General features: G+C 45.7%; 14 protein-coding genes. 3 read left to right on the top strand and 11 right to left on the bottom strand.

The genetic code is table 11. From position 1 onward, the window contains the following. The first annotated feature begins 71 nt into the window (after positions 1-71). Positions 72-854 carry a DUF2971 domain-containing protein gene (locus DU481_RS02445; RefSeq protein ID WP_350132136.1) on the top strand — a complete coding sequence of 261 codons (783 nt, stop codon included), beginning with the start codon at positions 72-74 and terminating at the stop codon, positions 852-854. A gap of 193 nt (positions 855-1,047) precedes the next feature. Here DU481_RS02445 and DU481_RS02440 read toward each other — a convergent pair whose 3' ends face one another. Further along, on the bottom strand, positions 1,048-1,251 hold the full coding sequence (locus tag DU481_RS02440; protein ID WP_107802181.1) for a cold-shock protein: 204 nt from the start codon (positions 1,249-1,251) through the stop codon (positions 1,048-1,050). 352 nt (positions 1,252-1,603) lie between these two features. Continuing rightward, positions 1,604-1,855: a hypothetical protein gene (locus DU481_RS02435; protein WP_350132133.1), complete on the bottom strand. Its 252-nt coding sequence runs from the start codon at positions 1,853-1,855 to the stop codon at positions 1,604-1,606. Positions 1,856-1,861: 6 nt separating this feature from the next. Here DU481_RS02435 and DU481_RS02430 point away from each other — a divergent pair, with 6 nt between their 5' ends. Beyond that, complete coding sequence (locus tag DU481_RS02430; RefSeq protein ID WP_350132130.1) at positions 1,862-2,560, top strand: response regulator transcription factor; 699 nt, start codon at positions 1,862-1,864, stop codon at positions 2,558-2,560. Positions 2,561-2,642: 82 nt separating this feature from the next. On the opposite strand, the gene DU481_RS02425 is transcribed toward DU481_RS02430, so the two are convergent. Continuing rightward, on the bottom strand, positions 2,643-3,284 hold the full coding sequence (locus DU481_RS02425; RefSeq protein ID WP_350132128.1) for an FxDxF family PEP-CTERM protein: 642 nt from the start codon (positions 3,282-3,284) through the stop codon (positions 2,643-2,645). 223 nt (positions 3,285-3,507) lie between these two features. Between DU481_RS02425 and DU481_RS02420 the strand changes: the two genes are divergently transcribed. After that, on the top strand, positions 3,508-3,981 hold the full coding sequence (locus DU481_RS02420) for a DUF5658 family protein (protein WP_350132125.1): 474 nt from the start codon (positions 3,508-3,510) through the stop codon (positions 3,979-3,981). 73 nt (positions 3,982-4,054) lie between these two features. On the opposite strand, the gene DU481_RS02415 is transcribed toward DU481_RS02420, so the two are convergent. The 8 genes from DU481_RS02415 to DU481_RS02380 form a co-directional block, all read right to left on the bottom strand. Continuing rightward, complete coding sequence (locus DU481_RS02415; RefSeq protein WP_350132122.1) at positions 4,055-5,329, bottom strand: TolC family outer membrane protein; 1,275 nt, start codon at positions 5,327-5,329, stop codon at positions 4,055-4,057. 74 nt (positions 5,330-5,403) lie between these two features. Further along, on the bottom strand, positions 5,404-6,756 hold the full coding sequence (locus DU481_RS02410; protein ID WP_350132119.1) for an HlyD family type I secretion periplasmic adaptor subunit: 1,353 nt from the start codon (positions 6,754-6,756) through the stop codon (positions 5,404-5,406). 60 nt (positions 6,757-6,816) lie between these two features. Beyond that, the gene (locus tag DU481_RS02405; protein WP_350132117.1) at positions 6,817-8,604 is read right to left on the bottom strand and encodes a type I secretion system permease/ATPase; all 1,788 of its coding nucleotides are present in this window, start codon (positions 8,602-8,604) and stop codon (positions 6,817-6,819) included. Positions 8,605-8,681: 77 nt separating this feature from the next. After that, positions 8,682-9,572, bottom strand: a complete 891-nt coding sequence (locus DU481_RS02400) for an NAD-dependent epimerase/dehydratase family protein (RefSeq protein ID WP_350132114.1) — start codon at positions 9,570-9,572, stop codon at positions 8,682-8,684. Continuing rightward, complete coding sequence (locus DU481_RS02395; protein ID WP_350132111.1) at positions 9,565-10,509, bottom strand: glycosyltransferase family 2 protein; 945 nt, start codon at positions 10,507-10,509, stop codon at positions 9,565-9,567. The genes DU481_RS02400 and DU481_RS02395 overlap by 8 nt, the downstream gene beginning before the upstream one ends. 74 nt (positions 10,510-10,583) lie before the next feature. After that, positions 10,584-11,603: a glycosyltransferase family 2 protein gene (locus tag DU481_RS02390; RefSeq protein WP_350132109.1), complete on the bottom strand. Its 1,020-nt coding sequence runs from the start codon at positions 11,601-11,603 to the stop codon at positions 10,584-10,586. Between the two features lie 46 nt (positions 11,604-11,649). After that, complete coding sequence (locus tag DU481_RS02385; protein WP_350132106.1) at positions 11,650-13,755, bottom strand: glycosyltransferase; 2,106 nt, start codon at positions 13,753-13,755, stop codon at positions 11,650-11,652. A 269-nt stretch (positions 13,756-14,024) separates the two neighbouring features. Then, complete coding sequence (locus DU481_RS02380) at positions 14,025-18,707, bottom strand: rhamnan synthesis F family protein (protein ID WP_350132104.1); 4,683 nt, start codon at positions 18,705-18,707, stop codon at positions 14,025-14,027. Positions 18,708-19,110 lie beyond the last annotated feature (403 nt).

Genomic DNA, 19,110 nt, shown 5'->3' with positions numbered 1-19,110 from the left:
AAATAGTTTCTGGTTGCTTTAATTTACTACTTACTTAATATGATTACATATTATAGAAAAAGATTTTGATAATGAGATGGTGGGATAATGAGTTAGTATGTCACTACACTAGTCAAAACATAGCTCTCGAGCACATACTTCCATCGGCAACGATTCGTCTGAATTCGATTGCTAAAACAAATGATCCTCGTGAAACATCTCCGTGGATGTTTACAGCTGGTGGTGTTAGAGAACTTACTCCGCAGGAATTCTTCGAACGACATGATCTGTTTGCAAGAACGTTGCATTCATATTCTTTTATCCTATCGACATCAATGGATCGCAAGAAATCTTCTTATGACGACATTGGTTTACCTGAAAAAGATTTTTTGCATAAAGGTTTTGGACGACCATATATGTGGGCTCATTACGGTCAATCTCATGAGGGTATTTGCTTAGCCTTCGATCGTCAGCGATTGGAATGCTCCATTAAACAGATAATGTCACCTGACGGAATACTTCTCTCTGATGAAGTTATCTACGATGATCGCCCCTTAGCTATATTTGACGCAACTGATTTTGATAGTGACTCTATGAGTGAAAATGCATCTGGTGACATTCTTTCCCATATTCTCAAATATCAGAAAATTTTATTTTTTACGAAAACGACTGACTGGGAGGCTGAGTCAGAATGGCGTTGGATCTATATTGGCCAGGATGAGCATCCGGTCTATGCTTCAATTAATAGTTGTTTGCGAGCCATTATCGTTGGTTCCTTTTTCCAGATGTATATAAGCCGATCCTGCGGGAATTTGCACGGAAATTCGATACGAATGTTGCAAAGATCAGATGGGAATTTGGTCTTCCATATTTAGACAATAATTGGATAGATAGATAGATAGGTTTGTCTATTTGTTAGGCTCTATGCCTTCTGCATTTTGAATTCAGGCGCAAGCGAAATAGCAATTAAAAGAAATAAGTAGAAGTAATGGTACTCATGAATATCTGATCTCACCAAACAAAAAACCCCGGATTACCGGGGTTTTTTGTTTAAGCTTTACGCTCGACTTACTGCGGCACGATATTCGATGCTTGCTTGCCTTTAGGGCCTGTCGTTACATCGAAGGTAACGCGTTGTGCTTCACGCAGTGATTTGAAACCGTTACTGTTGATTGCAGAGAAGTGTGCAAATAAATCTTCTCCACCGTTATCTGGGGTAATAAAGCCAAAACCTTTAGCGTCATTGAACCATTTAACTATACCTGTTGCCATGTTTATTTCCTTAATTATTAATGAATTTACTTCTTCTACAGTGACCCGTAGTGGCCATCGAATATCAAGGAAAAAGCTCAACCATAAGCATCACATTTCACAACTTGAATCCAAAAGACTCTCCTAAGATACACGTTTCCTGACAAAGTTCAAGCATTTATTGATAATTCTGGAGTGATAACTCAAGAATTAAAAACTAAACGTGGCTCTAGTGGATTGATTCGATAGTTTAAAAAGAAGCAATAACGCAGATTGAAAATATTCCCGTTGATATGCTTTGGATTGCAATCATTTCGTTTTTTGCTCGAATCTTGCGCTCGTAAAAATGCTACTGCTGCCTGTCTGTTCATGCTTAGAAGGGGCATGCCATGACTGATGAAAGGAAACTGAACGTGGCGCGGCCGGTACCGGACATGATATCCGCAGCGGACCCAGATAGCTCGGCAACTTTTGTAATTGAGTGCATTTTGCCCTTCATACTCGATTCAAGAAATGCCTTGAATTCCCGATTACCAATCCAGCCGGTTGCTGCGTATGGAAGGGTGTGCGCCACCCGGGTTGAAAGAAACCGGATATCCAATAAATCAATCTTGTGTAAATTCATCAGTCTATGCGTTTAGGAATACTTGAAGACGAACCCACTCAAGTAGCTATCTATGAGCTACTGCTTTCGCCCGATCGCTACCAATGTGAATTTTTTGGAACCATTGCATCCTTTCTCGATGCACTCCGGGATAAAAGATTTGATCTGCTCGTGATCGATTGGATATTGCCGGATGGTACTGCCGGGGAAGCGCTTAAATGGATCCGGGGAAATATGGATTGGCATATTCCGATCATTTGCGTGACTTCGCGTAACAGTGAATCAGATGTTGTTAATGTTTTACATATGGGCGCTGATGATTATTTCGTGAAATCTTCCCGGCATTTTGAGTTACTTGCCAGAATAGAGACGCTAGCGCGCCGCAGCCGCGAAAAGCCGCCCGCAATGCTGCAATTCGGCCCCTACAAAATTGATTCAGAAAATCAGGCAATCTGTGTCGACGGCAAAAATGCCGGACTTACTCAGAAAGAATTCGTGCTGGCCTGCTATCTGTTTCAGAATATGAATAAACTACTGTCGAGAATTCACCTGTTGGAAAAAATATGGGGATTGTCGGCGGAAATCGATACCCGTACCGTGGACACGCACATCAGCCGGATCCGGAATAAGCTCAATCTCGCCACGCGAAGTGAATGGGATATTCTGACAATCTACGGTTATGGTTACCGTTTGCAACATGCCAAAACTGTTGAGCCGGTTAGATGATCGGCTTTGTTTTGGTTGATTTATCCATATCCAATAAAAACGGGAGCCTCGGCTCCCGTTTTCAATCCAAAATGAAGCGGAATTAAACAGCCACTGCTTTTCTACGGCGAATGGCAAAACCAACTAAACCTAAACCGGCCAGTAACATCGCATAAGTTTCGGGTTCTGGAACCGGTGTGACATTAAACTCGACTTCGCTCAGGAAAACCCATGCATTACTTCTATGGATTGTCACGGCGAGATCGTTACCCGTGAACGATAAGCCATTTGCCACAAATGCGAATGGCGCAGAACCGGCAGGATCCGAAATGAGGAAATTGATTCCGTTCACATCCACGCTTGCTGGCGCGCTGACGCCACCGGAGCCATTTGAGTCATCAAAATGAAAAGTGACTGAACTGATATTGACAGGCGCATTCCAGTGAAAGGTAATGGTCGGATCCAGAGTCCAGCCGACATAGGGGCCATTGCCAGCAGGTGCTTCAGTGACAAACCAGTTGTCGGTGGCAATGATTCCATCGGTCAGATCGCCACGGCCGCCAGACAGTGCAGCGTTATCACATGTTACACAACCCGCCCCGCTGTAGGTTTCATCCCAATAGTTATAACTGCCGGTATTGCCGTTCAGCATGTTGTAACTGTCCGGAGTGAGGGCGGCATATGCGCTGCTTGCCGCACCGAGAATCACCAGTGTGGTGATATTAGCCAATATTTTCTTGTTCATTTCACAATCTCCATCGTGTATAAAAAATTGTATCGTTTTGTTTTATTGATTCGTTCAGTTTTTACTTCTGCAATTTAAAACAGCAGATCCTCTGAGTACATAGGTATCACCTCCTCTTTTTCTAGTACATCTGTACTAGAAATAAAGAGATGCTACGCTGATATTATTATCCGCAGTTTTTGCTATTATGCGAGTGAGCACAAGTATCTGTAGGAGCTTTTTTATGATTGATGCAATTGCGGTTTCAAATAATAGAAAACAGGATCGCCGTCAGGATATGCCGTTTTTCTGCGCTTACCATGTGGGGATCAGAATGGGCAGGCGGATCGGAGAGCGCAGAGTGTCGGAGAAAGGGAAACCGGTGTACGTCGATCGTTACACGGGAAATGTGCTGTTTAGTGTCATTGCTATTTTATTACTGAGCGCGTTGGATGCCTACCTGACGCTCAACATCCTTAACAAGGGCGGGGAAGAGATTAACTGGTTCATGGCGGTGCTGATCGAAGAAAGTACGGAAAAGTTTGTTGCTGTAAAACTGGCGCTTACCGCGATGGCGCTCATTTTATTGGTTATTCATCATAATGTCCGGTTGATTGAGTGCCTGCGTGTCAGGCATCTCAAATACGCAATCCTTGCTGGGTATAGCACATTGATCGGATACGAATGCTATCTGCTGAAATTGGCGGCTGCGTTTTAAGTCGAGAGCGGAGCAAGTGGAAAAGAATGTCATGATCTGATTGCCAGCAGGACGATCACAGAAAATGCGCTTTCTAGCGCAAGCTGGTTTTGAAATAGCTGGCGATATTTCTTAAATCATCCAGTACCAGCGTGCCTGCTGCTAACTGCAAGCGCAGATAAGCCAGCAGATAATCAAACCGTGCCCGTGAAAGATCGCGTTGTGCGGTATACAGTTGTTGTTGCGCATCCAAAAGATTTAAATTGATACGGATACCGCCACGGATGCTTTTTTCTGTTGCATCGACGAGCAGTTCAGCCGATTTAACTGCCAGCTCCAATGATTCAATCTTTTTGATGCCGCTTTTTAACAGATTGTATTGTTTTTTCAATTCGACCAGTACTTTGTCGGTTACCGCGTCGAGATCGGCTTCCGCGCGTGCGTGATTCGCTTTAGCCTGAGCCGTAAGGGCGTTTACACGGCCACCGGCATATAGAGGGAAATTAACTTCAACACCGATTGTGCCAAGCTCGGCATCTTGATTGCGTGTGATAAATGATCCTCTATTGTTCTTGGATAAACTGGCGACTAAATCGACGCGCGGGGTATGTCCGGCAAAACTCTTTCTGATTTCCTCTTTACCGGATGTTACCGCATGGCGTTGTGTCACCAGCTCAGCATTGCGTTCCAGCGCCAAAGCATACCAATTGTCATAATCTTGCAACTGAATGGCGCGCGTATTAAACGCATCGGACAATCGATCTAACTGGTTTATTTTTTGTCCTATAATGGCTTCAAGTTTAAGTTGAGCTCCTTCCAGCTCATCATTGGCTTCAATAACACGTGCTTGTGCAATGGCGTGTTTCGATTGCGTTTCCAAAACATCGGTCGTTGTTCCCTCACCCTTGATTAACATGCGCTCATTGACGCGCTTGAGTTCCTCAAGGGAAACCAGCTGTGCTTCTGCAAGCTTGACATGATCTTGTGCCAGCAATGTTTCCACATAAGCCTCTACTAACCTAACAATGAGCTGCTGACTGCGCCCGGTAAATTTTGCCCGGCTGGAATCGGCTTGTGCTTTTCCGATGCGATAACTGGCTACCGCTTCCAAATTGATCAAAGGTTGACGCAAAGTCAATGAGCTTATCTGGCTATCAAAAGTAACAACGTCAGAAACACTCTGGCCGGTTTGTGTTTTACCCGTAATGGTTCCTGAGCTTTTGTTTTGTGTATGTGTGATTGAAAGGTTGGGCAGCAAGCTAGCTAGACTGATGGCCTCGGCTTGTTGTCCGGCCTCATTTTCATGATAAGCGGAACGATAAGTCGGGTCATGCTGTAATGCAGCTTCATAAGCATCTAAAAGGCTCATTGCATGACCAAGATTGATCGGGCTCAAGATAAACCCGGCTAAAATTAAAATTTTACGGATATCTATCATTACCGTTATTCTTCACTCAAGGCCGAATGAACGCGATCCAGGATCGGTTTGAATAGATAGCTCATCAACGAGCGTTCACCGGTTTTAATGAATATTTCTACCGGCATGCCGGCGCGTATTTGTTGGTCGGTCAGCTTTTTCATGCCTTCCGGTGTAACCTTGGCCTTGATATTATAAAACGGAAGCCCGCTGCGCTCATCCATAAGACGATCCGCTGATACCTGAGTGACGGTGCCCGGTATGTTAGGGGTTTTCTTTTGATTCAGCGCGGAAAAAATAAGATCGACTGGAAGATCCACGTGTACCCGGTCAATCAGATGAACCGGCACTTGCCCGGTAATGATCAGCATATCATCGCTCGGAACGATATCCATCAACTTAAATCCCGGGCTGATCACACCGCCTTCGGTAAATACGTTCATTCCCACTACTATGCCATCGACGGGTGCTTTAACTTCCACATTGGCCAGTTCAAAATCCTGTCCGCTCAAGCGGCTGCTTAAAGAATCAATTTCCCGTTTGATATCGGATAGCTGTTGCCGCACTTCTTTCTGGTATTCCTGCTGGCGATGAATGCGCCGTTGTTCCAGTTCGGCTATTTGGCGCTGAATGCGGCCGATATTGCCGGTTTCCGCAGAAATCTCCCCGGTCAACTGGGTATATGTGCGTTCGAGTTCCAATACGCGATTGCGAGGAACGAAACCATCCTGTGACAAGTCGCGCAGATTGACAAGCTGTTCTTCCAGGAACTTCAATTGCGCATTTTTACTGCTCCGCGATGCTTCCAATCCGCGCAATTGCATTTTTGAGCCTGCAATATTTTCTTCCAGTGCCGCGATTTCATGATGCAAGGCTAACTGGCGCGATGTGAATAATTGGTTCTGAGTGATGATGTTATTGGCGATACGCGGATCATGCTGGAGTGTGAGCAAGTCCTGCGGAAAAGTGATTTCCTTGATGCCATCGCGTTCCGCCAATAGACGCGCTTCCACTGCGCGCGCGGTATACAGCTGACTGCGGGTGATTTCAGCTTGTGCTTTGAGCTGAACATCATTCATCCGAACTAACACTTGGCCGACTGCGACATGATCGCCTTCCTTCACCAGAATGCTGTCGATAATGCCACCGATTTGATGCTGGACTGCTTGCAGATGACTGGCGACAGTTACCGTGCCAGGAACTGGCACGCCTTTATCCAGCGGTGCAAAAGTGGCCCACAGAATAAATCCGCCAAAGCCTGCCAGAACGATCCACCAGCCCAATTTGGTATGGAGCGTCTCATCAGTATCAACCTGATGGGATAAATCGGCGGGAACATTTTCAATAACGTTCTTCTTTTCTTCAGCTGCAAGCTTCATTATTCTTCCTGTCCGGTAATCAGTATGTTCTCAAGGTAAGATTGAAAGGCGCGGTAAAAATCACCCGGTTTGAGAGTCGGCCGCATGAACGGTTGGGGGTGCTGGGTTTTGCGCAGCTTGCTGCTCGGCTTTCTTTTGTGCCAGCTGTGCCTGATGCGCTTGCTGTTGCTTTGCGAGCGCCTCCACCACTTGATTGGTCGGCCCGAATATTTTTGCTGTGCCGTCCTGCAATAATAGCAATTTCGTGGTTACACTGAGGATACTGGTGCGGTGTGTGATCAAGACAATGGTTTTGCCGCGTTTGCGCAGATCGGTGATGGCGGTCAGAAGTGCCTGTTCTCCCACATCGTCCAGGTTCGAATTGGGTTCATCGAGAACGATCAAGGATGGATCATCATACATGGCGCGCGCCAAACCAATGCGTTGTTTTTGTCCGCCGGAAAGACCGGCGCCGCCGTCACCCAGATGTGTGTCGTAACCTTCCGGCATATTCAAAATCATGTCATGAACCCCGGCACGTCTGGCTGCTAGAATAACTTTTTCCGCATTGATTTCGCCAAAACGGGCGATATTTTCCGAAACCGTGCCAGCGAAGAGTTCGATATCTTGCGGTAGATAACCGATATGCGGACCTAATTCATCCTTGTTCCACAGATAAACATCGGCACCATCCAATCTGACTTTCCCTGCCGCTGCCGGCCACACGCCGACCAATAAGCGCGCCAGAGTTGATTTTCCCGATCCGCTCGGACCGATAATACCGAGCACATCACCAGCAGCGAGGGAAAAATTTAATCCCTTGATGACCGGAAATTTACTGCCGGGCGGAGCTGCCGTGACATTTTCCACCGCAATCACGCCGAGCGGTTTGGGCAGGGCCATGCCAGCCGTTCGTTCCGGATTCTGTTCAAGCAACCGCGTCAGACGCTCATAAGCGCTGCGGGTGCCGCCAATCTGCTTCCACACACTGATGAGTAATTGTACAGGTGCAATAGCTCTGCCCAACAGGATTGAACCGGCGATCATCATACCCGGGGTGATGCTGTTATCCAGCACTAATAAGGCGCCTAATCCTAGCATCAGCGACTGTAGTGCGACGGTACAAGATTTTGACAGTGCGGTGACGATACCGGATTTCTCACTGGCTTCGGCTTGCAGATTGAGAAAACGGCGATGCAGCTTATACCAGCGTGCTTGGAGATTGGGCAGCATGCCCATCGCTTCGATGACTTCGGCATTGCGCAAATTGTTGGAGGCGATATTGCTGGACGCAATCGACATCGAATTGGCTTCTGCTAGAGGTTTATGCGAGATTTTCTCATTGATGTACGCTAATGCAATCAATAGGGTTGTGCCGCATAAAGCGAAAACCCCCAGAATGGGATGAAACATGAAGATCACGAACAAATAAATCGGAAACCATGGTGCGTCAAAAAAAGCGAACAAAGCATTGCCGGTCAGGAATTGCCGTAAATTGGTCAAGTCTTTTAAAGCTTGCCCGGCATTGCTATCGCCTTTTTTGAGACTTTCCTCAAAGGCAGCGGTATAAACGCGTTTATTCAATTTCATATCGAGTTGCGCACCGACACGAATCAATACAAAGCTGCGGACGAATTCCAACGCGCCCATGAAAATATAGGCGCCTAGCATGATCAGTGTCAGCATCAATAAAGTCATTTCATTGCGGCTGGTCAATACGCTGTCATAGAGTTGCAGCATATAAATGGCCGGCATGAGCATCAGTATGTTGATGACCGCGCTAAAAACACCAATGTTTCTAAAGGTTCTTTTAAAGCTGGTCAGTACTTGCGCGATTTCATTCTGAGGCGCTTTAAATTTGAACTTCATTTGAATATAAATGCCATGGAGTTGAATAATTCATCAGTGAATACGTGATCCATTGAATTGATTATAGTTGTCGATTGTTAGTGTTGACCTGGTAAATCTTCTGCCGTCAGTTTGAATGACCGTGGGGAAAAATCTAAATCCCGTTTGGCTTCGGACCAGTCAAATTTCAAATCCTGATTCATTCTTTCCGCCATCGCCGTGGTCCAATTGCGGTATTTCGGCAGCCATCGTAGTCCCCATGTTCCGATCTCAAAAAGCCACAGCGGCACTATCAGCATGCGTGGAGAACGGTTCATCGCCGTAAATATACGTTCAACCATTGCGCGATAGGTCAAAGTTTCCTCGCCGCTGAGGTTATAAGTCCGGTTGGTCAAATTTTCCCTGCTCAGTGCGGCATAACACGCAGCGGCTACATCTTCCACGTGGATAGGCTGCCGCAAACCGCTTGCTGATCCGAATAAGGGAAAGAACCCAAACCGGCGGATAAATTTCGCAATTTCAGTAATATTTTTGTCACGTCCGTATCCGTAAATCAGTGTCGGACGCAAAATGACGCATTCTACCTCATGTGCGGCGGCCCATGTTTGCAGTAACTCTTCGCTTTTAATTAATTGTTGTGCAATCTTCCTTTCGTTGGGATCGGATGAAGTATTTTTGGTGAAACGGCTGGTGGAGGATAATGCGACGATCCGTCGAGCGCCATAGGCCGATAAAAGATCAAAATGCTCGGATAACGCCCAAATTGGGGCCACACATAACCAAGCGCGAATTTTGCGGCCTTCATTGCAAACCTTTGTGCTATCCATTGTAGCAAATTGTTTCCACGTGATTTGCGGATGCAATGTTTTGTTTGTGATGGAATGGCGAGAGAATGCGGTGACATGCCAGCCATACTCAATCAGTTTCCTGATTAAACATTCTCCTGCAAGGCTCGTTGCACCCAGCAATCCGATGCGTTGCTCATTCATATTTGAATTTGAGCGTCCGGTAACCATTTTGCGCTGCATAAACTAGCACTGTGGCGCTAAAGCGCAGCCACACCGCGATAGTGATCAACCCCATCAAAATGCCCGGATATTGCCGACGGAAAAATTTCCGGTAGAAACGTAGCATGCCTTTATGTTTATGCCAAGAAACAAAGTATGGCCGGGCGCGGCTGCAGGTTCCCTGGAAATGAACAACCGGAGCATCCGGCACAAAAACAATTTTCCAGTTCTTTTGTTTGAATCGCATGCACCAATCCAAGTCCTCGCAATGCAGGAAATACTGTTCATCCCAAGAGCCGACATCGTCGATGGCCTGGCGCTTTACCAGCATCAGCGCGCCGGATATTGCTTCAACTTCGATTGGGGTTTGGGGTAAAGGTTGTTTATCCAGATGAAAATCAAAAAACAACCGTGGCGAGTATTTTCCCAGATGATGCAAACCGAAGGCGCGTACCAAAGCTCGCCATGGCGTAGGGATAGCGCGCCGCCCGCCACCTTGTTCGGAACCATCCGGGTTAACGAGATAGCCGCCAATCATGCCGATGCGAGGATCCGATTCCATGGCTTGCATCATACGCTGCAGTGAATTTTCTTGCAGGATGCAATCCGGATTTAAGAAAAGAATATAAGGCTGCGTTGATGCAGCAAGTCCAATATTGCAACCGGTGGCGAAGCCAGTATTACTATTCAGGCGAACTATTTGGAGGTGATTGTCTGCGAAAAAACTGGATTCAAGTTCTGACAGGCTGGAATCAGATGAGGCGTTGTCAATGACTAAGACTTGCTGCGCTTGTTGCATAGCTGCCTGAACACACTGGGTTAATATTCGGCCGGCGTTATAGTTGACAATTATTACAGATATGGGTTGTATGCATCGTCGTTCTTCTATGTCGTGACAGATTTGTTGTGGAGCGTGCATTGTCTATTTTTAAATAAGGTCACTATGAGGTGAAATAACTGCTGCTCAGTATTATCGGTAATTATCTCACAGTGTCAATGGGTTGTATTCTCTGGTTTGGCAGGTGCTTTAATAAAAGCCCTGCGTGGCAACCAAGCCATCACTTGCAGTAAGCTTAAACAAGAACAGATTCGCTTGCTCTGAATTTTTTTTCTTTGTTCCAATAGTGATCCGATATGCTTAAAGGCATCGATTTTGGCTTGCGAATAAAGCCTAAGACGGCCAGAAGCAGCATAAAAAAATCCCACGTAAAGAATCATGGCGAGATGGATCGGCAAGAGAATAAAAATTAGCGGACTGGGCATATTCTTGATAAATGTCCAGGTTAAGTTACGATGCCCATGATAAACCGAGAAGTTGCTCGAACTTCCTGTGATGCCTGAACCGACGTGATGCACTTTCGCACTGGGTAGTAACAGGCTTTTACCACCGTTGAGCCGCAGACGAAAACCAAGATCGACATCTTCAGAGTAAGCAAAATAAGTTTCATCGAAGCCGCCTAAGCGGCGATATGTTTCGGTGCGGTATATCGCTGCGGCTGCACATGCTGAAAAAATCTCTACCGGCTGTTTGGGAGTGATATCGCGAGGGTATCCATGGGCGGTGCGCCAATGTAGTCCGGATAGGTGGTAACTGTCGCCCAGCCCATCCAAGTGCGATGGATTATTTGCGTCAATCAGTGCACAGGCAAAGCAATCGACGTCCGGAATCCGATGAATGTTTTTTACAATTTCTTCCAGGCATTCCGGCTCAGGATAAGCATCAGGGTTCAGAAAAAAAATCCATTCACTTTGAATATAATCCGCGACGGCGAGGTTATTTGCAGCTGCGAAACCGGTATTTTCGTTTAGGCGAACAAGGTGGCATGGGAAGTTTGTTTTCTCGGCCGCCTGCCAAGAATTATCCACGCTGTGGTTATCTATTACGATGACCTCAAAATTTGAGTATGTTTGCTCTGCTAATGCCGACAAAGCTTTGGGCAGCATCTCTCCGGAATTGTAGTTGACAACGATAACAGAAATAAAAGGGTTCAAAGGGGGCTGTGCGCGAGTCATTCGTTTGGCAGTTCATGATCAGGTTTCATGATTAAGTATGATTTACTCACGCATTGATTGCTTGATTGACCGTATTTTTGGAATTCTGGCCATCTTGCAAAATATTACGCAGTTGGCGTTCGGCAACAGCAAATGAGAAATGCTCCTCGATATTAACTTTTCCTGAATTGGATAAAATTGTCCATAATTGTTCATCATCGTAGGCGCGGACAATTTGCCTGGCGAAGTCTTCCGGAGTGTCTGCAACCAGGATGTCTTTGCCGTGCGTGAGATTCATTCCTTCGGCTGCGATTGTGGTGGCAACTACCGGCACACCGTAAGTCATGCTGGTGTTGATTTTGCCTTTAACGCCAGCGCCATAGCGAATGGGGGCGATAGATAGTCTGATGCGATCAAAAATTGGTTTTATGTCTGATACAAAGCCTTTAATAATGATATGCGAGGAAGCATGAGCAGCAATTTTTGGGGGAATATTGGAGCCAATTATCAAAAGTTTTAAATCCGTTTTTAATGAATGGAGGATCGGGAAAATTTCGTTAATAAAAAATTCCATTGCATCAACATTAGGCCGGTGTTCAAAGCCGCCGATAAACAGAATATCTTTTCTTTCTTGATATCCGTAAACCGTTTCCTGGTTTTGATGAATATTCGATAATAGTGCTACCGGCACATCGGGGGCTTCTTGTTTAAATAATTCAATTTCTACCGGGCTGACTAATAAAGTTTTATCCGCTTTACGTGCAGTGCTCAATTCCTGCAATTTTAGCCTTTCGGCTGCAGCCAATTGCTGTTTATCCTGATTGATCAAAGCTTGCCGCTGTTCACGCAAAAAATGTAGATCCACCGTATCGAACAGTATCATTGCATTCGTGCAGTATTTTTTTGCGGTATCTATAAATTGCTCAGCGACATTGACCCGGCTAAGTAATACAACATCGTATAGATGCCCATGTGCTATCAAATGCGAATGAATCGATTCCAGATAAGGCAAATAAAAGCATTCGATACCGAGAGACTGCATTCTTCGTGTATAAACCGGATGGTATGCCAGCGTTTTTGCGATAAAACTGACTTTGTATCCTAATTTTTTGAAAATTTGCAGCAAATTAAACATGCGTAATGAGCCGGAATCATTATCGGGCATTAGAACCAGGTCATCGAGGACAAGCACACGCTTACGGACGTCGCGTTCCTTCTCAAGATGGGGCATGTCTCCGTTGGGCCGGTGAGATTGCAGTGTTTCGTGCCAGCGTCGATAAAACTTTTCATGATTAACCGTCTGATATCGTTTGGTGCCTTGTGTAACATCTGTTCCAGAAGACACGCCTTCAAAATGAATGACCGTAACGGCGGACTGATAGTACACTTTCTTTCCAGTCTTCCTGACACGAAAAGCGAGATCGGTGTCTTCATAATAAGCGGGGGTATAGTAGTCATCCAATAGTCCGAGATCGACAAGATCTTGCCGTTTAATCATTAAGCAAGCTCCCGAACAATAATCAACGGCTCTACAATAAGAATATTCCGGCTTTTCCGGATCATCAGTGCGCCCATAATTCCAGGCTGAAGCATCCTGCCACACGATACCCCCGGCTTCTTGCAGCTTGCCATCAGGATAAACCAGTTTGACTCCCACCAATCCGGCATCTGGAAAATCTGAGAATGTTTTTGTTAACGCATTCAACCAGTCACGAGTGACGATCGTATCGTTGTTTAACAGTACGATAAAACGTCCTTTCGCGACATTCACTCCGGCATTGCAAGAATAGATGAATCCCTTGTTTTCTATGTTGTGGATGATTGTAATTCCTTTGATGGTACTGAGCATCTTGGAAGTGTCATCGGTTGATGCATCATCCACGACAATCACTTCATAGACACTTTCTCCACTGTTTTCATGAATCGATTTCAAGCAGGTGAAAGTGTACAAATATTTGTTGTGAACCGGGATGACAATAGAAATATCGGGATTAGGAGTCTCTGGAAAACTCAGTGTGTGATAGCGGGTTGCAATTGAATAATCATTTTTATGTGGCTGGGCTTTCTGAGGGGCAGAAAAGCACTTTCTGTGGATTCGTGTGAGTAACGCACGAAATCCTTGTGTTTTTAGAATGTTTAATGCGGCTGGAACGTATTTAAATAGTTTGGTCATTTGTAGGCTTGCTTTTGTTGGTTTTAACGTATTTCGGAAACCCATTGAAATGCAACGGTTTCTTATTGATATTTTGTGGGGCAGCAATTAAAGGGCATTTTATAGTATGCGGTGATCGTTTGTTAAGGAAGCGCTGATTAATTCAACGAACGTGATGAAAGGCGAGGCGCACGGAACGCAACAACCGAGACCTATCAATCTGATAGGCGAGGGAGTGAGTGCCGCGCAACGAAGCAATTCGCTCGTGTAGTCAATTAATCAGCGCTTCCTTAACGTACCAGACCGTGGCCGTAATAATAATCATCTAATACTAATGTGCGCAGCAAATCAGTTTCGGATCCGGAAGGGTTTTTAATAAACTGCAAGAAAAGATCCTCTGCAATTTCTCCGGGTACTTCAAAATCAGTTAATAAGTTATCTCTTAGATTAATTGATTGGTTAACAAAATCCAGCATGCCTCGCCGGATTTCCGCGCGTGCCACAGCCGTTTGACGTTCTTCATTCGATTGCTCGCGGAATTCAGGTGTTATATCAGTTGAATTGGTTGTTCTGTAGCACACTATTTGCGCGTCGTCGGCACTTAAAAATTTTTCAAGTGTAAAGCTTTTTCTATATATGATTGGTTCGGTCGCAGTCGGTTTAGCATAATGACAATAGTAACCCTGTGCAATGACCTGATGTTTCAAAGCAACCTGCTCTGCAGAGTCTAGCGTCATTAAATAATAACCATGTATTTTTTGCCCCAGAAGTTGATTGAGGCGTTTTTGTGTTGTCGCTGCGTAACCAATATCGACAATGGCAACAGTCGAATCTTTGTTTAATCCAAGATTATCTAAATAGGCCATTAATCCGGGGCGTTCTTGTTCAGCCTGCTTCAGGATCCGCTCTTCTAGTGCTTGCAAAAGCGGTTTTAGATGATCGATATTTTCTTCTTCAACCGCAACCATTTTTTTCGTTGACCATATTTTGCGACGTGCCAATTCTTCACATTCTTCGTCCGACAGGTTTAATCCATACCGTTCAAAAATAAAATCCGGCATTGGGTTGGGCGCATAGTGAGTACATGCAATTTTGAAAATATCATCCAGATTTGAAATCATCGGGACAGTGATTGCGCGCCGTGAGAGCACCAGATATTCAGATGCAACTGCATCAGTTTTACCGGATACCCACAAATCGTAAACGATTTTGAGTATTTGACCTTCTCGTGCGAGAAAATATAAACGTTTCATGCCATCGCTTGCAGCTTTTTTAACTAACCATTGCACAAAAGAGAGTACTAGGGGCCCAGCGATAGTGAATCCAATCGCCCAAGGTGAAGCGGGAACAAAATCGGCTGGATCGAAGCGGGGATAGAACAAGGGGTGGAAGTTGCCTTGTGTGATGATGCCGAGCGTAAGCTGCTTATTCAGGTCATTCCGGGCATCCCGGTTGAGCGCTCGTTCGATAACCGGTTCAAAACGCGGCGTTGCCCGGGCAAGTTCGACAGGGCGCATAATATGCATGGTTCTAAATCCCATATCGACTGGGATTTGCACATCAGAATGTTCGTTATCACCGATGACCAGGATTTCATGGGGTGATACATTTTCATCGGCCAGGAGTTGGCGATAAAAATCACCGGTATCTTTTCTCAACCGATTGTCGGAAGATAAGTAAAATTTGTGCCATCCCTCGATTCCACAACGTGTCAGCATGGTTTCAATGACGGACCGGGGTAGATACATGTCGCTGGCAAGAACGACGTGTTTACCGAGATTGATCGCAAGTTTAAATAAGGCAATTGTTTCGGGGCGGGGTGACACGATGGCCAGCTCGATGGATTTCTCAAGCTCGCAGATTTCTTCGGCAATATCGGCTGATAGGCCGGACATGGCCGCGAATTGTTTGAAAATGGCATCCAAACCAACGTCGTGTCCTGCGATCCGGCGTGCTTCGTTTTCTGCCGTGGCGCGGAATTCAAGATAAAGCTGACCTGCTTGGCCACCGATACGCCGGGCGATGATTCGCTTGATACTCTCAGGATCCAGCAGCGGGCGCGTGATCAGTGTATCGAATATATCGAATACCACCAGGCGTATGGCGGGGTTTCTGAGTTGAGTATGGACGTCTTCCGGTTTGTGCGACAGGTATTGGTCAATGCGCCAGCGAGACCAGTGATTGGATTGCTTATCCCAGAGGATAACGGCATTATGGCCGGATTTCCGGGTAACCAAGACGAATAATCGTTCAATGCAGTGTGCCAGTGTTGCATCGGTTTGTCCCGTTTCTTCTGGAAAATCTTCGATACTAAGATGAGCGTTGAATAAGGGTTGTAATGCTTTGGATTGCGCCCAGAACATCGATCCGGCCGGGAAGTCAAAATAGCCCATTGGAAAATCGGTGATGCCCAGTTTCTTACACAGAATATATCCGTTGGTTTTATTGGAGAGCCAGGTATTTGCCCAATAAGGTAGAACGGTTGAATTATGCGGATAAATAAAGCCGATATTTTTGTCACCACTTAACAGTGAAAAGATTTTCTGGATTTGTAATGGACTGCCCAATAAATGGGTCAACAAATATTCGCGCCAACCATCGGCCGCGCCATTGGTATATAGCGATTTTTTACTATGAATATGCGCTATATAATCATACTCTTGTAATGTTGTGCCAAAAGTACAGAGTATAGGTGCAATATCACGTCCGCGGTTGGGCACGATAGAGATGATTAATTGCCCTAGATGCGGTAAATGAGAAAAAGCATGCTTGCATGCTTGGCTTGCTGCCTCATCGGGTGTTGAGATAAACAAGTCATATGGAAAAGGCATATTACTCAGATAGTTTGCAAATTCTGTTGCGAGATCCGCATAAAAAATATGCGCGTGGATCGCAATACGTCCGGCTGGTGGTGTTGCTAGCGGAGCAATCGTGGAAAGATCCACCATTCCTGCCAGAGAACCATAGGAATCTACAGTCCCTGGAGTCGAATCACCGGCCTTGCTTGCGCGCCATGTCTCATAGTGCCCCATCCCGGAAAACAGTGGACCGGCGACGCGATAGGCGATATTCAATGCCTGTTTGCGCCATCGCACCGGAAATTGCCAGTAGATGGCTTTGAGTAAAGGGAAAATTCTACGGCGCACCCCATCCCACGCGGCGTGATGCTGTCCGCGGATTATTCGAACAAGGAACCGCAAAGGGGCTGTGATTTTCCATGAAGTTGAGTGAAATATGTCATGAATTGTTTTTTGCAGCGATCGCTCGCGCTGAGTACTTGCAAGTGTATTTTGTGTCAGTTGATTGTGTAGCGAAGCAAGCAAATGTTCACTGTTCGCTAATTGGTTGCGAAGACTGGGTATCAAATGTTCACTCTCAGTCAACTGATTGCGAAGACTGGATGCCAAATGTTCACTCTCCGCTAATTGATTGCGAAGATTGGATCCCAAATGTTCACTATGCGCTAATTGGCTGCGAAAGCTGGATATCAGATCTTCACGGTATTCAATTAAATCTTCCAGTTGCTTGCCGGTTAGCAGCATTTTCCATTTATCGTAAACTTTGCTTCTCGATTCCTTTAGAAAAGCCTTATCTTGCTGGAGCCCTAAGCCGGAGTGTCCATAATTGTGGTAAATAGCGGTAATGTTGTCGATATGCAATATTTCGCTGTGCTGTGCGACTTGGATCCAGAAATCCCAATCTTCAAAAACCTGTAGGTTTTCATCAAAACCGCAATGATCTTGCGTGACTAAAGATTGTTCAAACAGCATGGCATGAATCGGGATGAAGTTTCTGCCCAAAAGTCGGCGCTGATCGTAAGGTTCGTTAAATGCAGTGACTTCCTGAAGTTGATGATCCACGTAGTGTTCAACACGGACCCCAGAGTATACGCATCGAGCGCTGGGGTGATTTTTTAGCGCAGTCACAAGATGGGTGATGTGTTCCGGATAAAATAAATCATCGTCATCAAGGAAAATCAGATAGTTTCCTTTTGCCGCGTGCAGCCCAATGTTGGCTGCCCGGCTTCGATCCAATGGTTCACCATTTTCAATGGTTCTGAGTGGAAAGCGTCCGCACCATTCGCCTAGTTTCCGATGGTCTCCTCCCTTTGCGTCTACCACCACCACTTCGATATGCTGATAAGTCTGCAAAGCCACGGAGTCCAGTGCATCGGATAACGTGGGCCGATCCATGCTGCGGATAATGACACTGACCAATGGCAGATCGCCGCTATCCAGCGGAAGTCCAAGTGATTTTTGGCGGGTATGTTCGGATTGGTAGAGTTTGAGTGGATCGTTCGCTAACGCTTCCGCAGAAAGGAGAATGTAGGCTTCCGCTGCTGTGACATCGGCTGGCAGCGTATAGGTGCGGTAGTGATTCAATGATGCAATATGCTGATCGTAACGCTGCTTTGTATTTTGTGAAATAAAGCAGGCCATCGCGGCTGCCTTGCGTGCAGCCAAATCGCTGATATCGAGTAACCGATTGGGGGGCAATGGAATGCCCACTTCGTACAACGCAATGTTGACCGTAGCGCCAATACGTCTGACAGCTTCAACGGCTGCCATGCTCAGCGCGCGATGGTCCGGGTGCATTTCAAAAACCGATGGGACATAAACCAGATCAGCGCCAGTTTCACGAATGGCGGTTAAAATTTCCTCAATCAGTTTCTCACCATAACAGACTTGCCGATCCTGGTATTGCCAGAAAACGGGTGTGCCATAGCCAAGGATGCCGGCCGCAGCCACACTTTCTTGTTGACGCTGCAGAATGTATTCAGCTTTTGTTTCTTCGCTTGCGCCATAGGCGCCATCGGATACTACGATGACGTGAACAGGAATGCCTTGTTCAAGGTGCCGCATAATGGCTCCACCGCAACCGAATACTTCATCATCGGGATGAGGGGCAAATACAAGTGCGCAATTACCAGGGATTTTTCTAATAGCTTGGTAGGGAATGAGTGTGTTTTCCAATGTTTCTCGCTAAAAATTCTTACCGTACATTACAGATCCGGCTCTCAAGTGGTGCGGATATTCTTGTCTTGAGAGTCTGTGGCGGCAATGTTCGCATTTATTGTTTTAACTTGCAATTTTCCATCACGGACATGCGGACTGCGCTTTGGCATCGATAAAGCGCGCCTTTTCTAGTTTTCTGTTTCTATTCTCGCAAATGCTGTCAGGAAGCGTGCAATGAATGTATTGACTGATGTGGTTCGTGCTTCTTGGCTGCAGCTCCTTAAGCTTTGTATCGTAAAAAGATCTTACTTATATTCTAAAAGAATATAAGAATATATTTATATATTATTTCTCTTATATAAGATCTCAATCTTATAATGCGCGCAAGTGATCGGATTGGATTGATCACGAGAGTCAAGTA

This window comes from Nitrosomonas sp. (genome assembly GCF_040240425.1).
GTDB lineage: Bacteria > Pseudomonadota > Gammaproteobacteria > Burkholderiales > Nitrosomonadaceae > Nitrosomonas.
Note: the sequence above shows the minus strand (reverse complement) of the source record. Positions and strands in the feature narration are given on the sequence as shown.